The following is a 17,095-nucleotide window of genomic DNA, read 5'->3' as shown; positions in this document are numbered from 1 at the left end:
TCGGTCACCCCGGGCGGGGTACGACGTCAGCGGGCGAAGAACGGCTGCCGGCGCGGCAGTCGACCCCAGCGGGCCAGTGCGATTCCCAACAGGGCCAGGCAGGCCAGGCGTAGCCACTCCGCGCCGAACTCCCCGCGCAAGGAGAACCCGCCCGGGAAGAGAACCCGCAACCCGGAGGTGTCGTTGCCGAAGAACGGTCCGGGGCCGAACCCCAGCACCCAGACGATCACGTTGAGGAAGTTGTTGACCGCCTTCTCGTGGCGGAAGCCGAGGCAGAACCCGAGCGCCGACCCGACCAGGATGAAGACCGGCAGCATCAGCAGAGCGGTCACCACGTGCTGCCAGCGCCGCCCGCCGGGAGTCAGCATGATGAGGAGGACGAAGAAGACAAGCGGCACGATGCACTCGACTGTCGCACTGACCAGTCGGGTCGGCCACACCCAGGACGGCCGCAGCAGGTAGTGCTCCCCGAGCCCGGCGAAGAGTTCGACCTCCCAGGTGCCGACCGCCGCGCTCAGCGCCAGCAGGGGGACGAAGTAGACGTACTGGTCCGCCAACAGGCCGAGGTCGAGCGACCTGCCGTTCGCGGTCGTGAACATGGCCGCGAGCAACAGGACGTTGAGCATGCTGAGCGGACCGATCCGCAGCAGATACGGTGTCAGGCCCTCCTGCCGGATGCGGTTACGAAGGACGAGCGTAGCGAGCCGCCACCTGTTCACCGCGCCTCTGCTCCATCCGTGAGAGTCCGCTCGATCCGGTTCATCGTCCGGTCCCGCAGCAGCATCCAGAGCAGGCCGGTCCACGCGGTGGTGACCGCGAAGAAACCGGTCAGCGCCGTGGCGGTGGCGTGCGGGCCGGAGGCCGCGACCAGTTGGAGGATCCAGCCGGTGGGCAGCACCAGCGCGACCAGTGGGGCACCCGTGAAGGGCAGGACCGACAGCCCGACGAACAGCAGACCGAGTCGCAACCACGGCACCACCCCGACGGGTGCCCTGAACTGGCACAGGACGAGCGTCGACTGGTAGCAGACAGCCGCGAGTGACACGTATACCAGCAGGATCACCAGAAGGCTGCGCGGTCCGACCAGCTCCGGGAACCGGGCGTACGCGGCCAGGAACGGCACGACGATCGCCGGGGACGAGACGACCGCGGAGGCTGCGGCCCGGACGAGCAGGAGGGTGGGCAGCGACACGGCGCTGAGGACCACCTTCTCGATGGTGCCGTACCGGAACTCGTTCTGGACGCTGGACATGGCCGACAGCAGCACGATGGCCGTGCAGGTGAGCAGGGCGGCCCGGGTGGCGAGGACGAGCGCCTCACGCGGTGTCTCCGCGTTCTGGTACAGCGCCAGGGAGAGCAGGGCGGTCTGGACGGTGATCCCGATCAGGAACGAGGACGTGGCCAGCCGGTCGATCCACTGGACCCGGATCAGGAAGAGTGCGAACGTGAACACGTCAACTTCCCGTCCCTGAGGTGCAGCGTACGGTCGACCACCCGGGAGAGGAAGTCAGCGTCGTGGCTCACCACCACCCGGGCAACCCGCCCGTCCACCTCGGCGAGCAGGTCCCGCAGCAGTGCCATCCCGTCACCGTCCAGGCCGTTGGTGGGCTCGTCGAGAATCCAGACGTCCGCCGGCTCGAACAGGACCGCGGCGAGGTGTAGTCGCTGACGCATCCCCAGCGAGAAGCGGGAGTAGTTGACGTCGACGCTGTCCGACAGCCCCACCCTGCCCAGCAGGGTGACGATCTGTCCGCGGGAGAGCATGCGCCCCTTCATGCCCGAGAAGAACCGCAGGTTCTCGGCGGCCGTCAGCCGGGGGTAGAAGCCCTGTGGTGCGCCGCCGCAGTAGTTGAGGTGGGCCCGGTAGGACCGCAGGCCCGCCGGCATCGGCACCCCCCGGTAGAGCACCCGGCCTCGGGTCGGACGCAACAGCGTCGCGAGAACCCTCAGCAGGGTGCTCTTCCCGGAGCCGTTGCTGCCGACGACGCCGACCGCCTCGCCTGCTGCCACGGTCAACGAGACCCCGTGCAGCACGTCGCGCCGTTCGCTCCTGCCGTGCGGGTAGTGGTATCCGACCTCGTCGAGCTCGATGAGCGCGGTCACGACGACAGGTGCCGTTCGAGCCAGGTGGAGCGTTTGCGCAGTTCCAGCGGGACGTGCGGACCGTAGTCGTCCGCGTCGCCGCCGGGGTCGTCGGCCCGCCGCGCGAACAGGGGGACGTCCTCCGCGGGTGGCTTGATGAGATGGTTGGGATGGACGTAGTCGCGCATGAGGATCCGGCGGGTACGCCCGAGCCCGGCCAACCAGGCAGGATCGCTGTGTTCCCGGTCGCTCGTCACGATCCAGCTGGGGCCGTACTCGAGGAACATGTTGAGCCGGGTGACATCGCTGTTGTTCTCGGCGACCCGGTGCCACAACCCACCCCACATCATGGTCATCGTGCCCGCCCGGACCGTGAGGGCCACCTCCTCCGGGTGCGGCTCGTGGGTGTGGTAGGTCGACAGGTGGGGCCGGCGGTGGCTGCCCGGCACGTAGGTCAGGTTGCCCATGTCGCCGTGGGGCAGGTCGGTGAGCCAGTACCCCACCTTGATCCGTAGCGGCGCCTGCTCGGCGAACACCTGGAAGGGCACGGGGCGCGGGCCGTCGAAGTGCCACTTGTTACGGATCGCCTGCCCCGGCGGCCGACGGAAGTACTCGCTGCGCAGCAGCTTGAGCATCTCGCCGTACACGTCGTACAGGTAACCGAGGTGGGCCGGGTGGTCGATCATCACCGTGAAGCGCGGGTCGGTCTCGACGATGTTCCATGCGGTCGGCTCGGGCGCCCCGCGTACGGCCGCCGCCAGGCGGGCGACCTGTGCCGCGTCGAGCGCGTCCTCGACGACCAGGATGCCAGCCGTGGCGAACTGCTCCCAGGTCTCGGGCGTGAAGCCGGGAGGCGCCATGCCGATCGGTTCCGCGGATGTCGACTGTGCTGTCACGACTGGTCTCGCTTCCCTGGTCAACGTAGTGCGATGGCGCGGATACCGGCGTAGGGGACGGGCCGGCCGTCGAGGTAGTCGGCGCTCTCGAAGATGCCGATCGCCTCCATCGGCAGCCGGGCCCCGGCCTCGGCCGCGAAGATGCAGGGGAGCACCCGCTTGCGCTCGGCGGCTCCCGGCTCACCCGCACTCCGGATGTGCTTGTGGGTGTGGATGAGGATCGGGATGAAGCCCCCGCCCAGGAAGCTGCCGGACTGGAGCACCGCGCCACCCACGCAGTCGATGACGCAACCCTTCCCGAGCACCGCGTCCCGGCCGAGGAAGAACAGTGAGGGGCTCGCCTGCACACCGTGCTCGACGTGGAAGACCCCGGCGGAGAGCCCGATGATAGCCCGGCCGCTGATCCGCAGGACCGATCGGTAGAAGTCGATCAGCACCGGCCGGACGGCGGTGTCGGGGAGTTTGAACTCACCGCAGAGGAGCACGATGCGCAACAGCTCGGCGATGGTCAGCCCGTTCCCGTCCGCATCGGGAACCGGGATCTGGTCCCACACCACGAGGTAGTCACGGGGAAGAGCGAGGCCACCGGCGATGCCCTCGGCGATGAGGCGCTCTGCCTCCGTCGAGAGGTAGGCGTCCGCGGCGGCCGGCTCGGCCACCGGCTCGCGGCCGTCCACCGCGTCGATGATCCGGCGGGTCAGCCGCCGCCGGCTCTCGTTGGTCTTGGCAGCACTCGCCGCCCGGAGGAGGTCGAGGCGGGCGGCGACCGTCTCGGGTATGTCGAAGAGGTGGTCGATGCCGTCGGTCCGGCAGGCGAGCTTGGCGGCCAGTCCCCGCTCGGGCAGGTCGGGCTGGTCTGCCAGCGCTTTCAGCTCCGCCAGGTGCCCGCCGACGCCGACCCGCACCAGCGCGGCGGCGGCGAGCGCACGGTAGTCGTACGGGACGGCGGGCGAGTCGGTGGTGACCACGGAGAACAACAATCGTCGGTACCGCTCCTCGTCGAGCGCGTCCGCCGCGATCTCCAGGGAGAGGTACGGGCCCTTCTCGCCCGGACCGTGCACCCAGCTCTCACCGTACGGCGTCCGGTGGCAGCACACCGAGACGAAGAGTTCGTAGGCTGCGGGATCGCTGGTCAGGGCGGCGCGCAGTTCGTCGCGGACCGCCGTACGCTCCAGCGCGCCGCCGCGCACCGCGTCCAGGATGTCGCTGTTCGCCCCCAACAGAGCGGGGAGTTCCGACAGCAGATCGTCAGGCATTGCCTACCTCGCTTCGAAATCGGGTGAACTTGCCGCTGGTCGTGTCGAGTGCCTGTTCCGCACAGTCGATCTCCACGGGCACCGGCATCCCCGCCTCGACGTACGCGGCGACCGCCGCGAGAGACTCCCGGCGCTGCTGCGGGGGGAGTTCCGCCCGGAGCTCGACCCGGAGCCGGAACCGCCGGTCGCCGGTCTGGGTGAGCTGGTACTCGAGCACCGCGGGGTGCAGCTCGAACAGCTTCATGTACCGGGTGGGCGACAGTTGTGCGCCTCCACCGAGGTGGAAGAGTTGGGTGGTCCGCCCCCGCAGGGCCGCGAGAACCGGCCCGGGGCCGCCGCAGGGGCAGTCGTCCGCCAGGGTCACGGTGTCGCCCACCCGGTACCGCACGAGCGGCATGCAACTGTTGGCGCACGCGGTGACCACGAGTTCGCCGGTGGTCGCGGGCCTTCCCGACTCGTCGAGCACCTCGAACCGGTCGTGCACCGAGAGGTCCAGGTGCATCCGACCGTACGGGCACTCCGAGCCCAGGTAGCCGGCCTCGCTGATGGCGTAGCTGCTCACCACCGGGCAACCCAGCAGGTCCGCCACGGCCCGCCGGAGCGCGTCGTCCAGCATCGCGCCTCCGGAAACCGCCAACCGGGGGCGGTACGACGCGAAGGGTCGCTGCCCGCCCCAGCGATCGAGCAGCATTCGGTACAGGTTCGGCTTGGAGGACAGCACTTCGGGTTGCAGGTCCTCGAGGAGATCGGTCACCCGGTTCAGGGACGTCGCGTCGTTGGGGTCGACCTGCACGATGAGGGTGTGCCCGACCTCGTCCAACAGGTTCGGGACGAGCAGCCCACTCCCACGGCTGGGATTGTCGGTCAGGAAGACCGACAGAACAGGCCCGGCGCCCACCCCGGTCAGCCCGGCGCGGATCATGATCTTGATCGGTTCGAGGTACAGCGACTGGGACATGAACTGTTGGCTGTAGGCCAGGTCGAGCGGTGCGCCCGAGGTGCCGGAGGTCTTGTCGGTGTAGATGACGGCAGTCGGCTCCGCGAGGTGGTCGAAGGGCTCCGGGTGTCGCCGCAGAGCCGTCTTCGTCAACGTCGGCAGCCCGGTCAGCTCCGTGGCGGCGTACCGCTCGTCCGCGTAGATCGGATGTCTCCGTACCTGCTCGGCGACCGCCCGCGTCCACCGCCACGGGGTGGTCTCGGTGGTGAGCCGACGGACGAAGGTCGCCAGGACCGAGCGCAGGTACGGCAGATCCGGCAGGGAATCCTCGTACTGTTCGTGGTCGCAGGTGAGTTCGGGATAGCGCACCAGCACGTCCTCGACACTGAGGCGGTGTCGCAGTTCGGCGGGAGCGAAGTATGAGTCCAACAGGGACCTCCGGCGCTGGACGTGAGCGGTGCGCTCAGGCGATGTTCAGGGAGCGCCGGTCGTCGGTGCGCCGCAGCACGCCGGCGAGATCGGCCATGTGTCTGTGTTCGTCGAGTCGGAGCCGTCCGTCGTCACACGGATCCCTGGTGGTGATGTCCCGAATCTGACGCCCCAGCGCGCGGCGGAGATGGTTGTCGGTGATGTCGTGACGCTCCGTCCGCCCATCGGCGCGGACCTCCACCAGATGTTGGTTCTTGAAATCCACCGACCGACCGTAGTGCGGCTCAAAAATTGCAGTCGCAGTGCCACCGGACTGAAAGTCAACGACCGCCACCCGGTACCGGAAGTCCGAGCCGTAGGGGATCTCACCACTGCCCAGATGTCGCTGCGGCACCGCTGCGGCGTAGAACGGGAGCCCGATCTCCGGAAATCCGATGTGTCCGACGACGGATGAGTGGAGGGTGATGTCGACACCGGCCGGGAGGGTGATCTCCGTGTGTACCTCAGGAGTCGCCACCGCGAGCGGAAGACTGAGGTACTGCTTGAAATCCGCGGTGGGCAGCAGGGCGCGTAGGAGGGACAGCATGTGGAACCACTCGTAGCCCACATCGCCATACGCCTGGTCCACGAAACGACCGTCCGCCACGTCCTTGAGACGGTTCTTCGAGAATTCGACGGTGATCCGTCTGACCGGATCGTGTGGTGCCCGGACGTGTGTCGCCGCAGCGAGCGTGTGCAGGGTCGCGCTGTGCTGGTAGACGTCGTTGACGAGGAGGCGGGCGTCCGGATGGCGGGCGAACATGCTGGCCAGCGCCGGGATCTGATCGGGATGGCAGGCGGGCTTCTCGATGAGGACGGCGGCTGCGGGCACCAACTCGAGTATCTCTCGGACGACCCCGAGGTGGGTCGCCGTCGGTGTCGCGACGATCCAGACATCGACGGCGCCGGGATTCGTCACCTCGGCTACCCGGCGGTGGTCGAACCGGCCGTTGTTGTCCACGAAGACGGTCTCTAGACCGTCCTCGCGGAGATAACCAGCATAGCGTCGCCCTATATGGCCGACGCCGATGATCGCTATTCTCATGTGTGTTTCCCCCGTGAAATCCGCGCTGTTCCAGGGCGGAAAAGAAGCGAGAGGTGAGCTTGGATCGGGCGACAGCCCGATCCAAGCTCACCTCATTTTGCTCAGGCCGGGTTACCCCGAACGATCGGCTTGACCTTCATGGAAATCACCCCCGTTCCTTCCATTGGTCTTGCGCCCGCCGCTGGCGGATCGTCAATCAGAAGATTGACTTGTTCGGAACCCTAGCCGGCATTGCTCATCATCGCTGCCCCTCAACGCCTGCCGACCGCCTGGTCCGCTACCGGGAACTACTGAATGTAAGGGGGTGCCCACGACTGTTGCGCCGATGAACAGGTATTCGCGTCGTCTGCGGCCGCTGGACGGCGCTGCCTGTTGTGACACAAAGCGAGCGTCTTGGTGATCCAGATCACACTCATGGTCGTCGTGTGGGTGCGGTCGGAACAGGCCGGTGTGTGGTGAGCGCCCAGGCCCCACGCCGAGGCCCGGCGTGACAATTGACATGATGTACCGTGTCCCTTGCGCAACGCTGAGTGATCAGACAGGGGCGATTTGCCGCTCTGGATCCCGCTATGTCATTGCAAGTTGTGATCAATCTTGACCTTCCGGCGAAATGATTCCTAAGGTCTCTTCCGGTCAGTCGGCGTGATCGGGAGAGGGAACTGATGGACGAGGTGTTCCTTTCCGATCGACTGGGTGACCAGTTGCGGCGCTTGTGCGCGGCCGTCGGGATCGGTGCGGCGGAGCCGCTGGAACTGTTGGAGGGCCTGCTCGGCCCGGCCGGTCCGCAGCCGTTGTCGGCCCCGCCACCCTGGCCGTCCAACGTCGCCGACGACCACACCCCTGTGGAGTTCTCCGTCGCCTTCAGCCCCACCGAGCCGCCGACGGTACGGATTCTGGGCGAGACGCTGGGAGCGCCGCCGGGCCGGTTGGCCAACATGCTCGCCACCCAGCGGTTCCTGGACACCCAGGCGCACCGCGCCGGCCTGTCGACGTCCCGGCTGGATTCGGTGCGCGACCTGTTCGCCACCTACGACCCGCAGGGCGTGTTCGCGCTCTGGTGCTCGCTGGTATTCCGCAGCGGCCGGCGACCGGAGTTCAAGGTCTACCTCAACCCGGAGGTCAGGGGGGTCGACCGGGCCCCGAGCCTGGTGTCCGAGGCGCTGCACCGGCTCGGGCTGGGCAGGTCCTACCAGACGATGCTCGACCACGGCATCCGGCCGGGCGAGCTGGGCCACCGGGACCGCCTGACGTTCTTCGCCCTCGACCTGCACGACAGCGCGCAGGCGCGGGTCAAGCTCTACCTGACCCACCACGACGCCCAGGTGCGGGACGTCGTCCGGGCGGCCGGTGTGGTCGACGACGTCGACGCGAGCCGGCTCGCCGAGTTCTGCGCGCTGGCCGGTGGCGACCGGACCCGGTTCGTCGGCCTCCCGCTGGTGGGTAGCTACACCCTGGTCGAGGGGGTCGACCGGCCCGTCGGCTACAGCCTCTACGTGCCGATCCGGGGTTACGTCGAGGACGACGAGGAGGCGTACGACCGGGTGGTGGCGGTGCTGGACCGCTACGGGTTCGACCGCACGGTGCTGGACCGGGCGCTCGCCGCGGTGGCCCGTCGACCACTGCGCGACGGCGTCGGGCTGATCCCGCACCTGTCCCTGCGGCTGGGCGCACCCCGACCGGGGGTGACCGTCTACCTGTCCGCCGAGGCGTACCAGGTGAGTCCGCCGGCACGCCACCGGTCGACCGTGGACGGTGCGGCGCTGGCGGCTCCGACCGGCTGGGCCGGAGCAGGACACCTCTGAATCCCCTCGGAAAGCGAGTTGTGGCCGTGGACGCGTACAAGATGCTGCCCCCGTACCGGATCAAGGTGGTCGAGCCGATCCCCTTCCTGAGCCCGCAGGAGCGGCAGGAGGCCCTGGCGGAGGCGGGGTTCAACCCGTTCAACCTGCGCGCCGACCAGATCACCATCGACCTGCTGTCGGACTCCGGCACCGGGGCCACCTCGGCCGCGCAGGAGGCTGCCGCCGCGCTCGGCGACGAGTCGTACGCCGGGGCGCGCTCCTGGTTCCGGTTCCGGGACGAGGTCCACGACCTCACCGGATATCCGCACATCCTCCCCGTGCACCAGGGCCGGGCCGGCGAACGGGTGCTCTTCACCAGCCTGTTGAAGCCCGGCCAGCTCTGCCTCAGCAACACCCACTTCGACACCACCCACGCCAACGTCAAACTGGTCGGCGCGGAGCCCCGGGACCTCCCCTGCCCGGCCGCGTTCGACCTCGACGGCACCGACCCGTTCAAGGGGAACATCGACCTCGACGCGTTGGAACGCACCCTCACCGGGCCGGAACGGGACCGGGTCGGGCTGGTCCTGATGACCATCACCAACAACGGCCTCGGCGCGCAACCGGTGTCGATGGCCAACCTCACCGCCGTACGCGACCTGTGCCGCCACCACCGGGTGCCGTTCTTCCTGGACGCGGCGCGGTTCGCCGAGAACGCCTGGCTCGTCGGGCAGCGCGAGCCGGGCTATCAGGACTGGACGCCCCGGCAGATCGCCACCCACGCCTTCGGGCTCGCCGACGGCTGCGTGGTGAGCCTCAAGAAGGACGGCCTGTCGGCTATCGGTGGGCTCATCGGGCTGCGCGACGACGAGCTGCACGCCCGGTGCGAGGCGAACCTGATCGCCACCGAGGGCTTCTCCACCTACGGCGGCCTGGCCGGTCACGACCTCGAACGGCTCGCCCAGGGGCTGCGCGAAGTGGTCGATCCCGCATACCTCGGGGCACGGGCCGCCTCCACCGCCCGGCTGGCCCGGCTGATCAACGACGCCGGCGTGGACACGGTGCAACCGCCGGGCATCCACGCCCTCTACCTCAACGCCGGCCGGTTGCTGCCCCACCTGTCACCGCAGGAGTTCCCCGGCCACGCCCTCGGCTGCCAGCTCTACCTCGACGGTGGCATCCGCTGCGCCGAGTTGGGATCGCTCTACCTGGGCGGGATGGACGACAAGCACCGGCTGGTGACCCCGGCCCCCTTCGAACTGGTGCGCCTGGCCATCCCGCGTCGGGTCTACACCGACACCCACTTCGAGTACGTGGCCGCCGTGCTCGCCGACATCGCCAAGGAACCCGAGCGGGTCACCGGCTACCGGGTGGTCTCGTCGCCACCCCTGCTGCGCCACTTCAAGGTGCGGCTCGCGCAGCTCCCGACGAGGCGGTGAGGCCGGGCGTGGCGGGCCGCCGGGCCGGCGGGCCGGCGTGGCCCAGGCGGTGGCCTGGCCACCCGGCCGCCGGGCCGGCGTAGCTCAGGCGGTGGCGGGCAGCCGGGCCAGCGCGTGCCGGACCAGCTCGATCAGCGCCTGCTTGCTGGAGGCCCGGTCCCGTGCGTCGCACCACAACAGCGGCACTGTCGGGTCCAACTCCAGCGCGGCGCGGATCTCCTCCTCGGTGTAGGGACACTCGCCGTAGAACCGGTTGACGGCGGCGACGAACGGGATGCCCCGGCGCTCGAAGTAGTCGACGGCCGGGAAGCTGGTGCCGAGCCTGCGGGTGTCGACAAGCACGATCGCCCCCACCGCCCCCTGCGCCAGCTCGTCCCAGATGAACCAGAACCGGTCCTGCCCCGGGGTGCCGAACAGGTAGAGCACGACGTCGTTGCTGATGGTGATCCGCCCGAAGTCCAGCGCGACCGTCGTGCTCGTCTTGCCCTCGACCCCGGTGATGTCGTCCACACCGATGCTGGCCTGGGTGAGGACCTCCTCGGTGACCAGTGGCGGAATCTCGCTGACCGATCCGACCAGGGTGGTCTTGCCGGTGCCGAAGCCGCCCGCCACGACGACCTTCACCGATTTCCGATCCACGTGTATCAGTCCCTCTTGTCTATATCCGCTGGAGGCCGGCGAGAACCGTCTCCAGCAGCCACCGGTCGGCGATCTTCTCCTGTGCCGGCGAGCCGATGTCCAGAAACCCCTGTTCGTGGAGCACGTCGACCATCACCTTGGTGATGGCCAGCGGGCGGTGCAGGTAGGCACCGATCTCGGCGATGGAGATCCACCCGGTGCACTGGTGGAGGATGTCCCGGTATTCCAGCTCCAACCGGCTCTGATCGGCCGGGAGGGCGATCACCTGGGTGGCCAGGTCCAGGCTGGTGTTCCGGGGGCTGGTCCGTCCGTTGACGAGAATGTACAGCGGCACGAGACGGCCGGCCTCCGCCTCGTCGTCGCCGTCCCACACGTCGTACGTCATGATTTCGACCCGGGACGATCGGCGAGCACCGCGCCGTCCAGGCGGGCCTCGGAGCCGAGGTAGTCGCCGATCCGGGTGACCAGGCGACTCATCTCGTACGCGACGGTGCCCATGTCGACGGACTGTTCACAGAGCACCGCCAGCCGGGCGTTCTGACCGGCGGCGGCGACGAACAGCGTCCGCCCCTCGTACTCGATGATGACCTGTTGCACCGGCCCGCTGTCGAAGCGTCGGCCCATCCCCGCCGCGATGCTGTGCAGGGACGACGCGCCGGCGGCAAGCAACTCCCCGGCGTCCTGCGGGAGCGACGTGGATTTCTGCACGATCAGCCCGTCGGTGGACAGGACAACCGCGTAGACAACGTCAGGGACCTCTACCAGATCGTCCAGGATCCAGGTCAGATCGTTCTGCGATGCCGAGTAGGTCATGCTTTCCTGCCTTGGTCGTCTCTGCTGGCTGAGTCCCCGTTTTTCGCCGCCCGACCAGCGGCCCAGGCCCGCTGGTACCTGGTGAACCGGTCCCGGGCCTCCTCCGGTGACCGGGCGGCGGCCGGCGCCGCGTCAGGGGCCTGTCCGGGCAGGCCGTCCTCCCGCAACTCGGGGGCGAGGTGTTGCTGCGGCCGGCGGTGCGGCAGGGGCGGACGGTCGGCGACCTGGGGAGCGGACGAGTCGCCGCGGACCGCGCCACGCTGCGTCGGAATCTCGGTCATGGTGCCCCCGGTGCGGTCGGGCCGTCGGTCCCCGGCGGGGTCGGCCGGCGCCTGCACCGAGCCGCTCACCGCCGTCGTCGCCATCGCGGTGGGCCGGGCCCCCGCGGCGGGGTGCAGCTCCCGCCGGCCACCGCCGACCGGCAGCACCGCCCCGACGCCGGGGCGCGACATCGCCGTGGCGACGGCGCCGAGCGGGAGGACGCCCGGGTCGGTGCGGTCCAGGTCGGTGGTGAACGGGTCGGTGGCGATCACCCGGTCGGGCAGCAACACGATCGCCAACAGACCCCCGTACGCCGAGGCGCGCAGGCTCACCTGGATGCCGTCCCGCTTGGCCAGCTCCGCCACCACGTGCAGACCGACCTGGGCACCGTCCTTGAGCGCCGTCACGTCCGGAGTGGGCGCGGTGGCCAGCAGCTCGTTCGCCCGCTCCAACGCGTCCGCCCGCATCCCCACCCCGGCGTCCTCGATCTCCACCGCGATACCGCGCTTGACCTCGATGCAGGTGACCCAGACCGTGGTCTCGGGCGGGGAGAACGCCAGCGCGTTGTCAAGCAACTCGGCCACCAGGTGGACGGTGCCGGCCACCGCCGGGCCGAGGACCGCCACGTCGGGTGCGCTGCGCAGCGTGATGCGTTGGTACTGCTGGGCCTCGGCGAAGGCCGCCAGCAGCACCCGCCGTACCGGCACCGGATTCTGGAAGCGCCTGCCGATCTGGCCGCCTGCCAGGATGACGAGGTTCTCCAGGAAGCGGCGGGTCTGGGTGAGCTGGTGGTTGATGTCGAAGAGCTCCGCCAACAGCTTCTCGTCACCGATCCGGTTCTGCAGGTCCTCGATGACCTTCAGACCGCGTTGCAGCGGGCGTTGCGGACGCCGGGCGACACCCATCAGCATCGCGATACCCGCCGCCCGGGTCTTCGCCTCGTCCACGGCAGCGCCCGCCGCCGCCTGCAACGAGCGGTTGATGACCTCGGCGACCCGGCCGATCTCGTCGCTGCCGTACTCCTGGAGGGGCAGCTCGGCAGCGAGGTCGACCTTCTCCCGTCGGCGGAGCCGGTCCATCATGGCGGGCAGTTGCTTGTCGACCACCGCCTCGGCGTCCCGACCCAGCTGGGCGAGGCGGACCGACAGCGCCCGGTCGACCAGGATCTGCGACTGGCGGATCGCCCAGATGATCGCGGCGATGACGACGAGCAACGCGATCAGACTGCCCAGCGAGGCGGTCAGCAGCTGGGTGTTGCCGGTGCGCAGGGTCCGGGCCGAGACCTTGTCGGCCTGGACGACGGTCAGATTGATCAGCTCGTCGGAGACCTGCCGGGTGAGGGTCTCCCACTGGGTCCGGTTGAACGTCAACGCGCGGGGTGTGCCGGAGCGCCATGGGCCGCTGCTGACCAGGGCACTCTCCGCTGCGGCGAGCTCCTTCCACGATCCGCTCGCGGTGATCGCGGCAAGGCGCTGGCGGGCGTCCGGCTCCAGGTGCGGCGCCACGTTGGTCAGGCCGGCATGGTAGGCCCCCACCAGCCTGGTGAAGTCGAGGTGATCCTCCGGGCTGAGCGTACGGGCACCGAACGCACCGTCGATCGTGGAGCCTGCCCGCGACATCAGGTCACTGGCGCGGAACGCCTCGGTCGCCGCGATGCCACCCTGGGCGGCGGCGACGTCGGGGACGATTCTCGCCTGGGTGTCGAAGAGGTCGGTGGAGGCGTCGAGCAGCCGGTTGTAGAAGTCGTAGACACCCGATCCGTTGGCCGACCGGGAATCGATGGTGCTCCGTATGCTCGGCAGTTCGTCGAGCAGGCCCGCCAGTGTCCGCCACCGTGACACGATCGAGTCCGGGGCGCTGGCCAGCGCGGAGTCGGCGACCGGGCGCAGGGCGGCCACCCGCTGATCGGTCTGCTGCCGTTGCTCGATCAGCCTGCCCAGGTCCCGGGACGGCTGGGTCAGGTAGCTGACGCTCAACCGCCGCTCCTGCTGGATCGAGGACAGCGCCGACACCGCCGGGATCGACACCTGCCGGACACTGTTCGCGACCTGGCGGTTGTAGAAGCCCTGGAAGATGAGATAGCCGGAGGCGACGAGCCAGACGACCAGGGCGACGACGCTGGGAATGAGCACCAGCCTGATCACGCGACGTTTGATCGACTGCGGTCGACCGGCACGCCGACCCGATGTCGTCGGTGGGGCCTGATCGTCTGAGGCGCGGCGCGGGTCTTCGCGATCGGCCTGATTGTGCGCCAAGTCGTCGTATCCAATCCTGGTCAAGCCTAATACACCAGACGTCGAGCGCCACTGGCCGACGCCGATGGGTGCCAACCTTACCGTCTATCCGGTCGCGCACCCGGCCGCGATTCGACAACTGTGGACGGTTCCGTCCCTTTGCGCTGGTCAGCGATCGGGACGCAATGTGGCCGAGGCGTTCCTGACCGACCGCGGGCGCTGGACGCGCCGCGGTCGGCGAATCCTGGCGGGCTGCTGAGGGTGGCACCCGGTCGGTCCGGCCCCGTCGGGCACCTCCGGTCGGCTGGCCGACCATGCCGTGGACCGCGGGATGCCGGGCCGGCCGAGGGCCGGGCCTCTCAATCAGCCCATGGCGATCTGCTCCGGCGGAAGCCGCAGCTCGAGTTCGATCGTCTGCACCTGTTGCTTCGGGTTCACCGCTATCGGCTCAGGCCGCCCGGTTCCGTAACCCTGGGCGAAGTCGACCCCCCAGCTTCGCAGCAGTTCGAGGGTTTCCTCGTCCTGCACGTACTCGGCGGCCACATGGATACCGAGGGTGTGACACAGCTCCACCAGTTTCGACACGACCGCCTGGTCGGCCGGTGACCGGCAGAGGTTGACGACGAACATTCCATCGATCTTCACCAAGTCCACCGGAAGATATCGCAAATGGGCGAGGGCGCCGTATCCCGTGCCGAAGTCGTCGAGCGCCAAATGGCAGCCGGCCTGCCTGATCCCGGTGGCGAAGGCCAGGGCTTCGTTGCGATTCTCGATGAGAGCGGTCTCGGTGATCTCGAAGGTCAGGCACTCCGGCTTGACCCGGTGGCGACGGATCGCCTCGTTCACGTAGTGGAGCAGGCCCGGGTCGGCGAGCGACTTGCCGGAGACGTTGATCTGGTAGTGGGAGGTCTGCGCACCCCGACCGATGAGTGCCAGGGCGTGGTCGATGACCCACTTGTCCACGGCGAGGATCTCACCGACGCGTTCGGCCATGTCGAGGAAGGCCCAGGGCGCGGTCGGTTCGCCGATGTCGCTGCGCACCCGGAGAAGGATCTCGTGCCGGGTGACCTGGTTGAGGCGAAGGTCGACGATGGGCTGGGCGTAAAGGGCGAACCTGTTGGCCGACACCGCACCTCGTACCCGGGAACGGCACCGGTCGGTCCGGTCGTCGGCGGCAACCGGTTGGTCGAGAACCGTGATCGGGGCGGCGTTGCGGCGCGCGTCCCGGGCCGCATGCTCACCGTCGACGAGGAGGTCGAACCCGGTGTCGGCGATACCGCTGCCGAAGTGCACCAGACCCGCCCAGGTGTTGAGGCGCAGGGTCCGCTGACGGACGCTGAACAGGTGGCGTCGGAACGTGTCGACGAGTCGGGTCGCCAGGGTCTCGGCAGCCTCCGGGTGCCCGTCGGCGCGACCGAGCAGCACCCCCCACCAGCCGGAGCCGACCGGACCGCAGGTCACGTCGGCACCGACGGTCTCGCGTAGGAGGTGGGCGATCGCGGCTGCCAACTCGTCGCGGTCGTCATCGGTGAGGGCGTCGGGTAGCCGGGTGGCCGGTTCGGTCGCCACGACGACGACCGCCCCGCCGGTGGTCCGGCGTGCCCGGTCCACCTCGTCGATGAGGTAGCCACGCGTCGGCAGTCCGGTCACGGTGTCCTGCACGGCCAGATCGGCACAGAGCATCCCACGTCGAACGGCGAGCCGCTGGCGCTCCTGTCGGGCCAGCTCACACGCGGTGACGTCCGCTCCGGTGGCGATGATCCCCGACGGCTCGTCGGCGGTGGTCAGGATTTCGAGGTGGCAGCGTACGTGACGGACGCTGCCACCCGGATGGATCACCCGGAACTCGACGTCGTCGGGCCTGCTCTGCTGCCATGCCGTCCGGACGGTCCGGCGCAGCATCTCCACGTCTGCGGGATGAACGAGATCGACCAGGCTCTCGGGGGTGAGGTGGAGGGTTCCAGGCGCCTGTCCGAAGATCATCGCCATCTCGTCCGACCAGCAGAGGCGTCCGGATCCTCGGGCGCCGCCCCCGCCGGGCGTCCAGGTGATCGTGCCCTGCTTCGCCAACTGGGCGGCACGGGCGACCCTGGTCGCCTCGTCGACATCTTCGCTCAACGGGTCGAACAGATCGCTGTCGACGAATATCCGGTAGCCGTCGGCGACGGCGGAGTCGTAGTGCCCCTGCGCTGCCCGCGCCACGCGGCGGGCGCGGGCGAGTTCGAGAGGACTCGGCCGGCCCGTCTCGGCCAGCGCCAGAATGTCATCGAGATCCACGACTTCCTCCCTGACGCCGTCTGCCTTCCGGATTCGTGTAACCCGCCTTCTCGGCCAGTTCACGCAGCTTTCTCCTCGCGGCGACCTTGTAGGTCCGGACGCTGTTCTCGGTCAGGCCGAGGATGCGGGCGATCTCCAGATTGGAGAACCCCTCGCGCGACATCTGGAACACCTCGGCGTGCCGCGAGGGAAGCTGGTGCAACCAGTTCCGTAACGTCTCCCGCGCCTCCCACACGTCGGCGATGTCGGAGTCCGGCGCGGGTGGCAGGTCTTCCGGCGCGACTGCGGTTTCGCGCTGACGTCGTTGGCGGTCCTTGCGGATCTTGTTCCGGGCCGTGGTGATCACCCAGCCGACCGGCTTGGTGTAGATACGGATCTTGTGCCACTGGTCGCGCCCGTGCGCGTACGCCTCGTTGAGCGCGTCCTCGACCGCCTCACGGTCCCGGCACTCCGCCCGGAGAATTCGTTCCACCGTGTGGTAGGAGGCCTCGGCGAAGCTGGCGAATTCCTGATCGTGCCTGGCTTTGAGACGCGCGGCGTCCGCCTGTCGCATCGCCTCCTTGTCGACCGGTTCCGGCGTCCGGGCAGCGGTGCCCTCGATCTCGATCATGCGGCCTCCCCGGGGGTCTCGCACCGCTGCATGCCACAGGCTCCCAGCTCCACCCTGCGGTGCCCGTCACGATCACGCTCCACGATTCGCACCACGTCATGCTGAACCGCCGCCAGCCTTACCAGCCCTCTCATCCGGGCCGCGGCACGTGTCGACGCCTCACGTTCCTCGTGTAGACGTGTCCGGTGCGCAACGTAGGCCCGTAGCAAGCCCGCTGCCGTCGCGGCAACGGCCAGGGTCGCGGCCATCGCTTCGGAGCCGGAGAGCGTCTCCGCCAGCGCTTCGTTCATCATTCTCCCTAGTCGCCCTCGGTCTGCAATTACTATCCGTGGCGAGGCCGGAATGTAGATGCCGCAC

General features: G+C 69.0%; 15 protein-coding genes. 2 read left to right on the top strand and 13 right to left on the bottom strand.

Going from position 1 to position 17,095, the window contains the following annotated elements:
* Positions 1 to 26 precede the first annotated feature (26 nt).
* The 7 genes from OHQ87_RS23120 to OHQ87_RS23090 are packed head-to-tail and all read right to left on the bottom strand — an operon-like array spanning position 27 to position 6,684.
* Positions 27 to 719 (bottom strand): hypothetical protein, encoded by a 693-nt coding sequence (locus OHQ87_RS23120; protein WP_328341079.1) that lies wholly within the window; start codon positions 717 to 719, stop codon positions 27 to 29.
* A complete protein-coding gene (locus OHQ87_RS23115; RefSeq protein ID WP_328341078.1) occupies positions 716 to 1,453 on the bottom strand; it encodes a hypothetical protein in 738 nt (245 codons plus the stop codon). Before OHQ87_RS23115 ends, OHQ87_RS23120 begins: the two co-directional genes overlap by 4 nt.
* Positions 1,429 to 2,103 (bottom strand): ABC transporter ATP-binding protein, encoded by a 675-nt coding sequence (locus OHQ87_RS23110; protein WP_328341077.1) that lies wholly within the window; start codon positions 2,101 to 2,103, stop codon positions 1,429 to 1,431. The genes OHQ87_RS23115 and OHQ87_RS23110 overlap by 25 nt, the downstream gene beginning before the upstream one ends.
* Positions 2,100 to 2,942 (bottom strand): phytanoyl-CoA dioxygenase family protein, encoded by an 843-nt coding sequence (locus OHQ87_RS23105; protein WP_328341075.1) that lies wholly within the window; start codon positions 2,940 to 2,942, stop codon positions 2,100 to 2,102. Before OHQ87_RS23105 ends, OHQ87_RS23110 begins: the two co-directional genes overlap by 4 nt.
* Before the next feature lie 56 nt (positions 2,943 to 2,998).
* Positions 2,999 to 4,234, bottom strand: a complete 1,236-nt coding sequence (locus OHQ87_RS23100) for a hypothetical protein (protein WP_328341073.1) — start codon at positions 4,232 to 4,234, stop codon at positions 2,999 to 3,001.
* Positions 4,227 to 5,600, bottom strand: coding sequence for an AMP-binding protein (locus OHQ87_RS23095; protein ID WP_328341071.1), 1,374 nt, complete (start codon positions 5,598 to 5,600; stop codon positions 4,227 to 4,229). Before OHQ87_RS23095 ends, OHQ87_RS23100 begins: the two co-directional genes overlap by 8 nt.
* 34 nt (positions 5,601 to 5,634) lie before the next feature.
* Positions 5,635 to 6,684, bottom strand: a complete 1,050-nt coding sequence (locus tag OHQ87_RS23090; RefSeq protein ID WP_328341069.1) for a Gfo/Idh/MocA family oxidoreductase — start codon at positions 6,682 to 6,684, stop codon at positions 5,635 to 5,637.
* A gap of 662 nt (positions 6,685 to 7,346) precedes the next feature.
* On the opposite strand from OHQ87_RS23090, the gene OHQ87_RS23085 reads away from it, so the two are divergent.
* Entirely contained in the window at positions 7,347 to 8,486 is a 1,140-nt protein-coding gene (locus OHQ87_RS23085; RefSeq protein WP_328341067.1) for a tryptophan dimethylallyltransferase family protein, read from the top strand.
* A gap of 26 nt (positions 8,487 to 8,512) precedes the next feature.
* Positions 8,513 to 9,904 carry a tryptophanase gene (locus OHQ87_RS23080; protein ID WP_328341065.1) on the top strand — a complete coding sequence of 464 codons (1,392 nt, stop codon included), beginning with the start codon at positions 8,513 to 8,515 and terminating at the stop codon, positions 9,902 to 9,904.
* A gap of 84 nt (positions 9,905 to 9,988) precedes the next feature.
* On the opposite strand, the gene OHQ87_RS23075 is transcribed toward OHQ87_RS23080, so the two are convergent.
* The 6 genes from OHQ87_RS23075 to OHQ87_RS23050 form a co-directional block, all read right to left on the bottom strand.
* Complete coding sequence (locus OHQ87_RS23075) at positions 9,989 to 10,528, bottom strand: GTP-binding protein (RefSeq protein ID WP_328341063.1); 540 nt, start codon at positions 10,526 to 10,528, stop codon at positions 9,989 to 9,991.
* A 34-nt stretch (positions 10,529 to 10,562) separates the two neighbouring features.
* On the bottom strand, positions 10,563 to 10,928 hold the full coding sequence (locus tag OHQ87_RS23070) for a DUF742 domain-containing protein (RefSeq protein WP_328341061.1): 366 nt from the start codon (positions 10,926 to 10,928) through the stop codon (positions 10,563 to 10,565).
* Positions 10,925 to 11,356 carry a roadblock/LC7 domain-containing protein gene (locus OHQ87_RS23065; RefSeq protein WP_328341060.1) on the bottom strand — a complete coding sequence of 144 codons (432 nt, stop codon included), beginning with the start codon at positions 11,354 to 11,356 and terminating at the stop codon, positions 10,925 to 10,927. Before OHQ87_RS23065 ends, OHQ87_RS23070 begins: the two co-directional genes overlap by 4 nt.
* Positions 11,353 to 13,761 (bottom strand): sensor histidine kinase, encoded by a 2,409-nt coding sequence (locus tag OHQ87_RS23060; protein WP_328341058.1) that lies wholly within the window; start codon positions 13,759 to 13,761, stop codon positions 11,353 to 11,355. The genes OHQ87_RS23065 and OHQ87_RS23060 overlap by 4 nt, the downstream gene beginning before the upstream one ends.
* 453 nt (positions 13,762 to 14,214) lie before the next feature.
* Positions 14,215 to 16,128, bottom strand: a complete 1,914-nt coding sequence (locus tag OHQ87_RS23055; protein WP_328341056.1) for an EAL domain-containing protein — start codon at positions 16,126 to 16,128, stop codon at positions 14,215 to 14,217.
* Positions 16,115 to 16,738: an RNA polymerase sigma factor gene (locus OHQ87_RS23050; protein ID WP_328341054.1), complete on the bottom strand. Its 624-nt coding sequence runs from the start codon at positions 16,736 to 16,738 to the stop codon at positions 16,115 to 16,117. Before OHQ87_RS23050 ends, OHQ87_RS23055 begins: the two co-directional genes overlap by 14 nt.
* Positions 16,739 to 17,095 lie beyond the last annotated feature (357 nt).

It is taken from the genome of Micromonospora sp. NBC_00421, assembly GCF_036017915.1.
Lineage (GTDB): Bacteria > Actinomycetota > Actinomycetes > Mycobacteriales > Micromonosporaceae > Micromonospora.
This window is presented reverse-complemented; position numbering and strand designations above follow the sequence as displayed.

Coding starts and splice junctions, on each gene's coding strand:
- OHQ87_RS23070 (WP_328341061.1), bottom strand. CDS start 10,928: ATGACGTACGACGTGTGGGACGGCGACGACGAGGCGGAGGCCGGCCGT.
- OHQ87_RS23085 (WP_328341067.1), top strand. CDS start 7,347: ATGGACGAGGTGTTCCTTTCCGATCGACTGGGTGACCAGTTGCGGCGC.
- OHQ87_RS23050 (WP_328341054.1), bottom strand. CDS start 16,738: ATGATCGAGATCGAGGGCACCGCTGCCCGGACGCCGGAACCGGTCGAC.
- OHQ87_RS23105 (WP_328341075.1), bottom strand. CDS start 2,942: ATGGCGCCTCCCGGCTTCACGCCCGAGACCTGGGAGCAGTTCGCCACG.
- OHQ87_RS23100 (WP_328341073.1), bottom strand. CDS start 4,234: ATGCCTGACGATCTGCTGTCGGAACTCCCCGCTCTGTTGGGGGCGAAC.
- OHQ87_RS23090 (WP_328341069.1), bottom strand. CDS start 6,684: ATGAGAATAGCGATCATCGGCGTCGGCCATATAGGGCGACGCTATGCT.
- OHQ87_RS23065 (WP_328341060.1), bottom strand. CDS start 11,356: ATGACCTACTCGGCATCGCAGAACGATCTGACCTGGATCCTGGACGAT.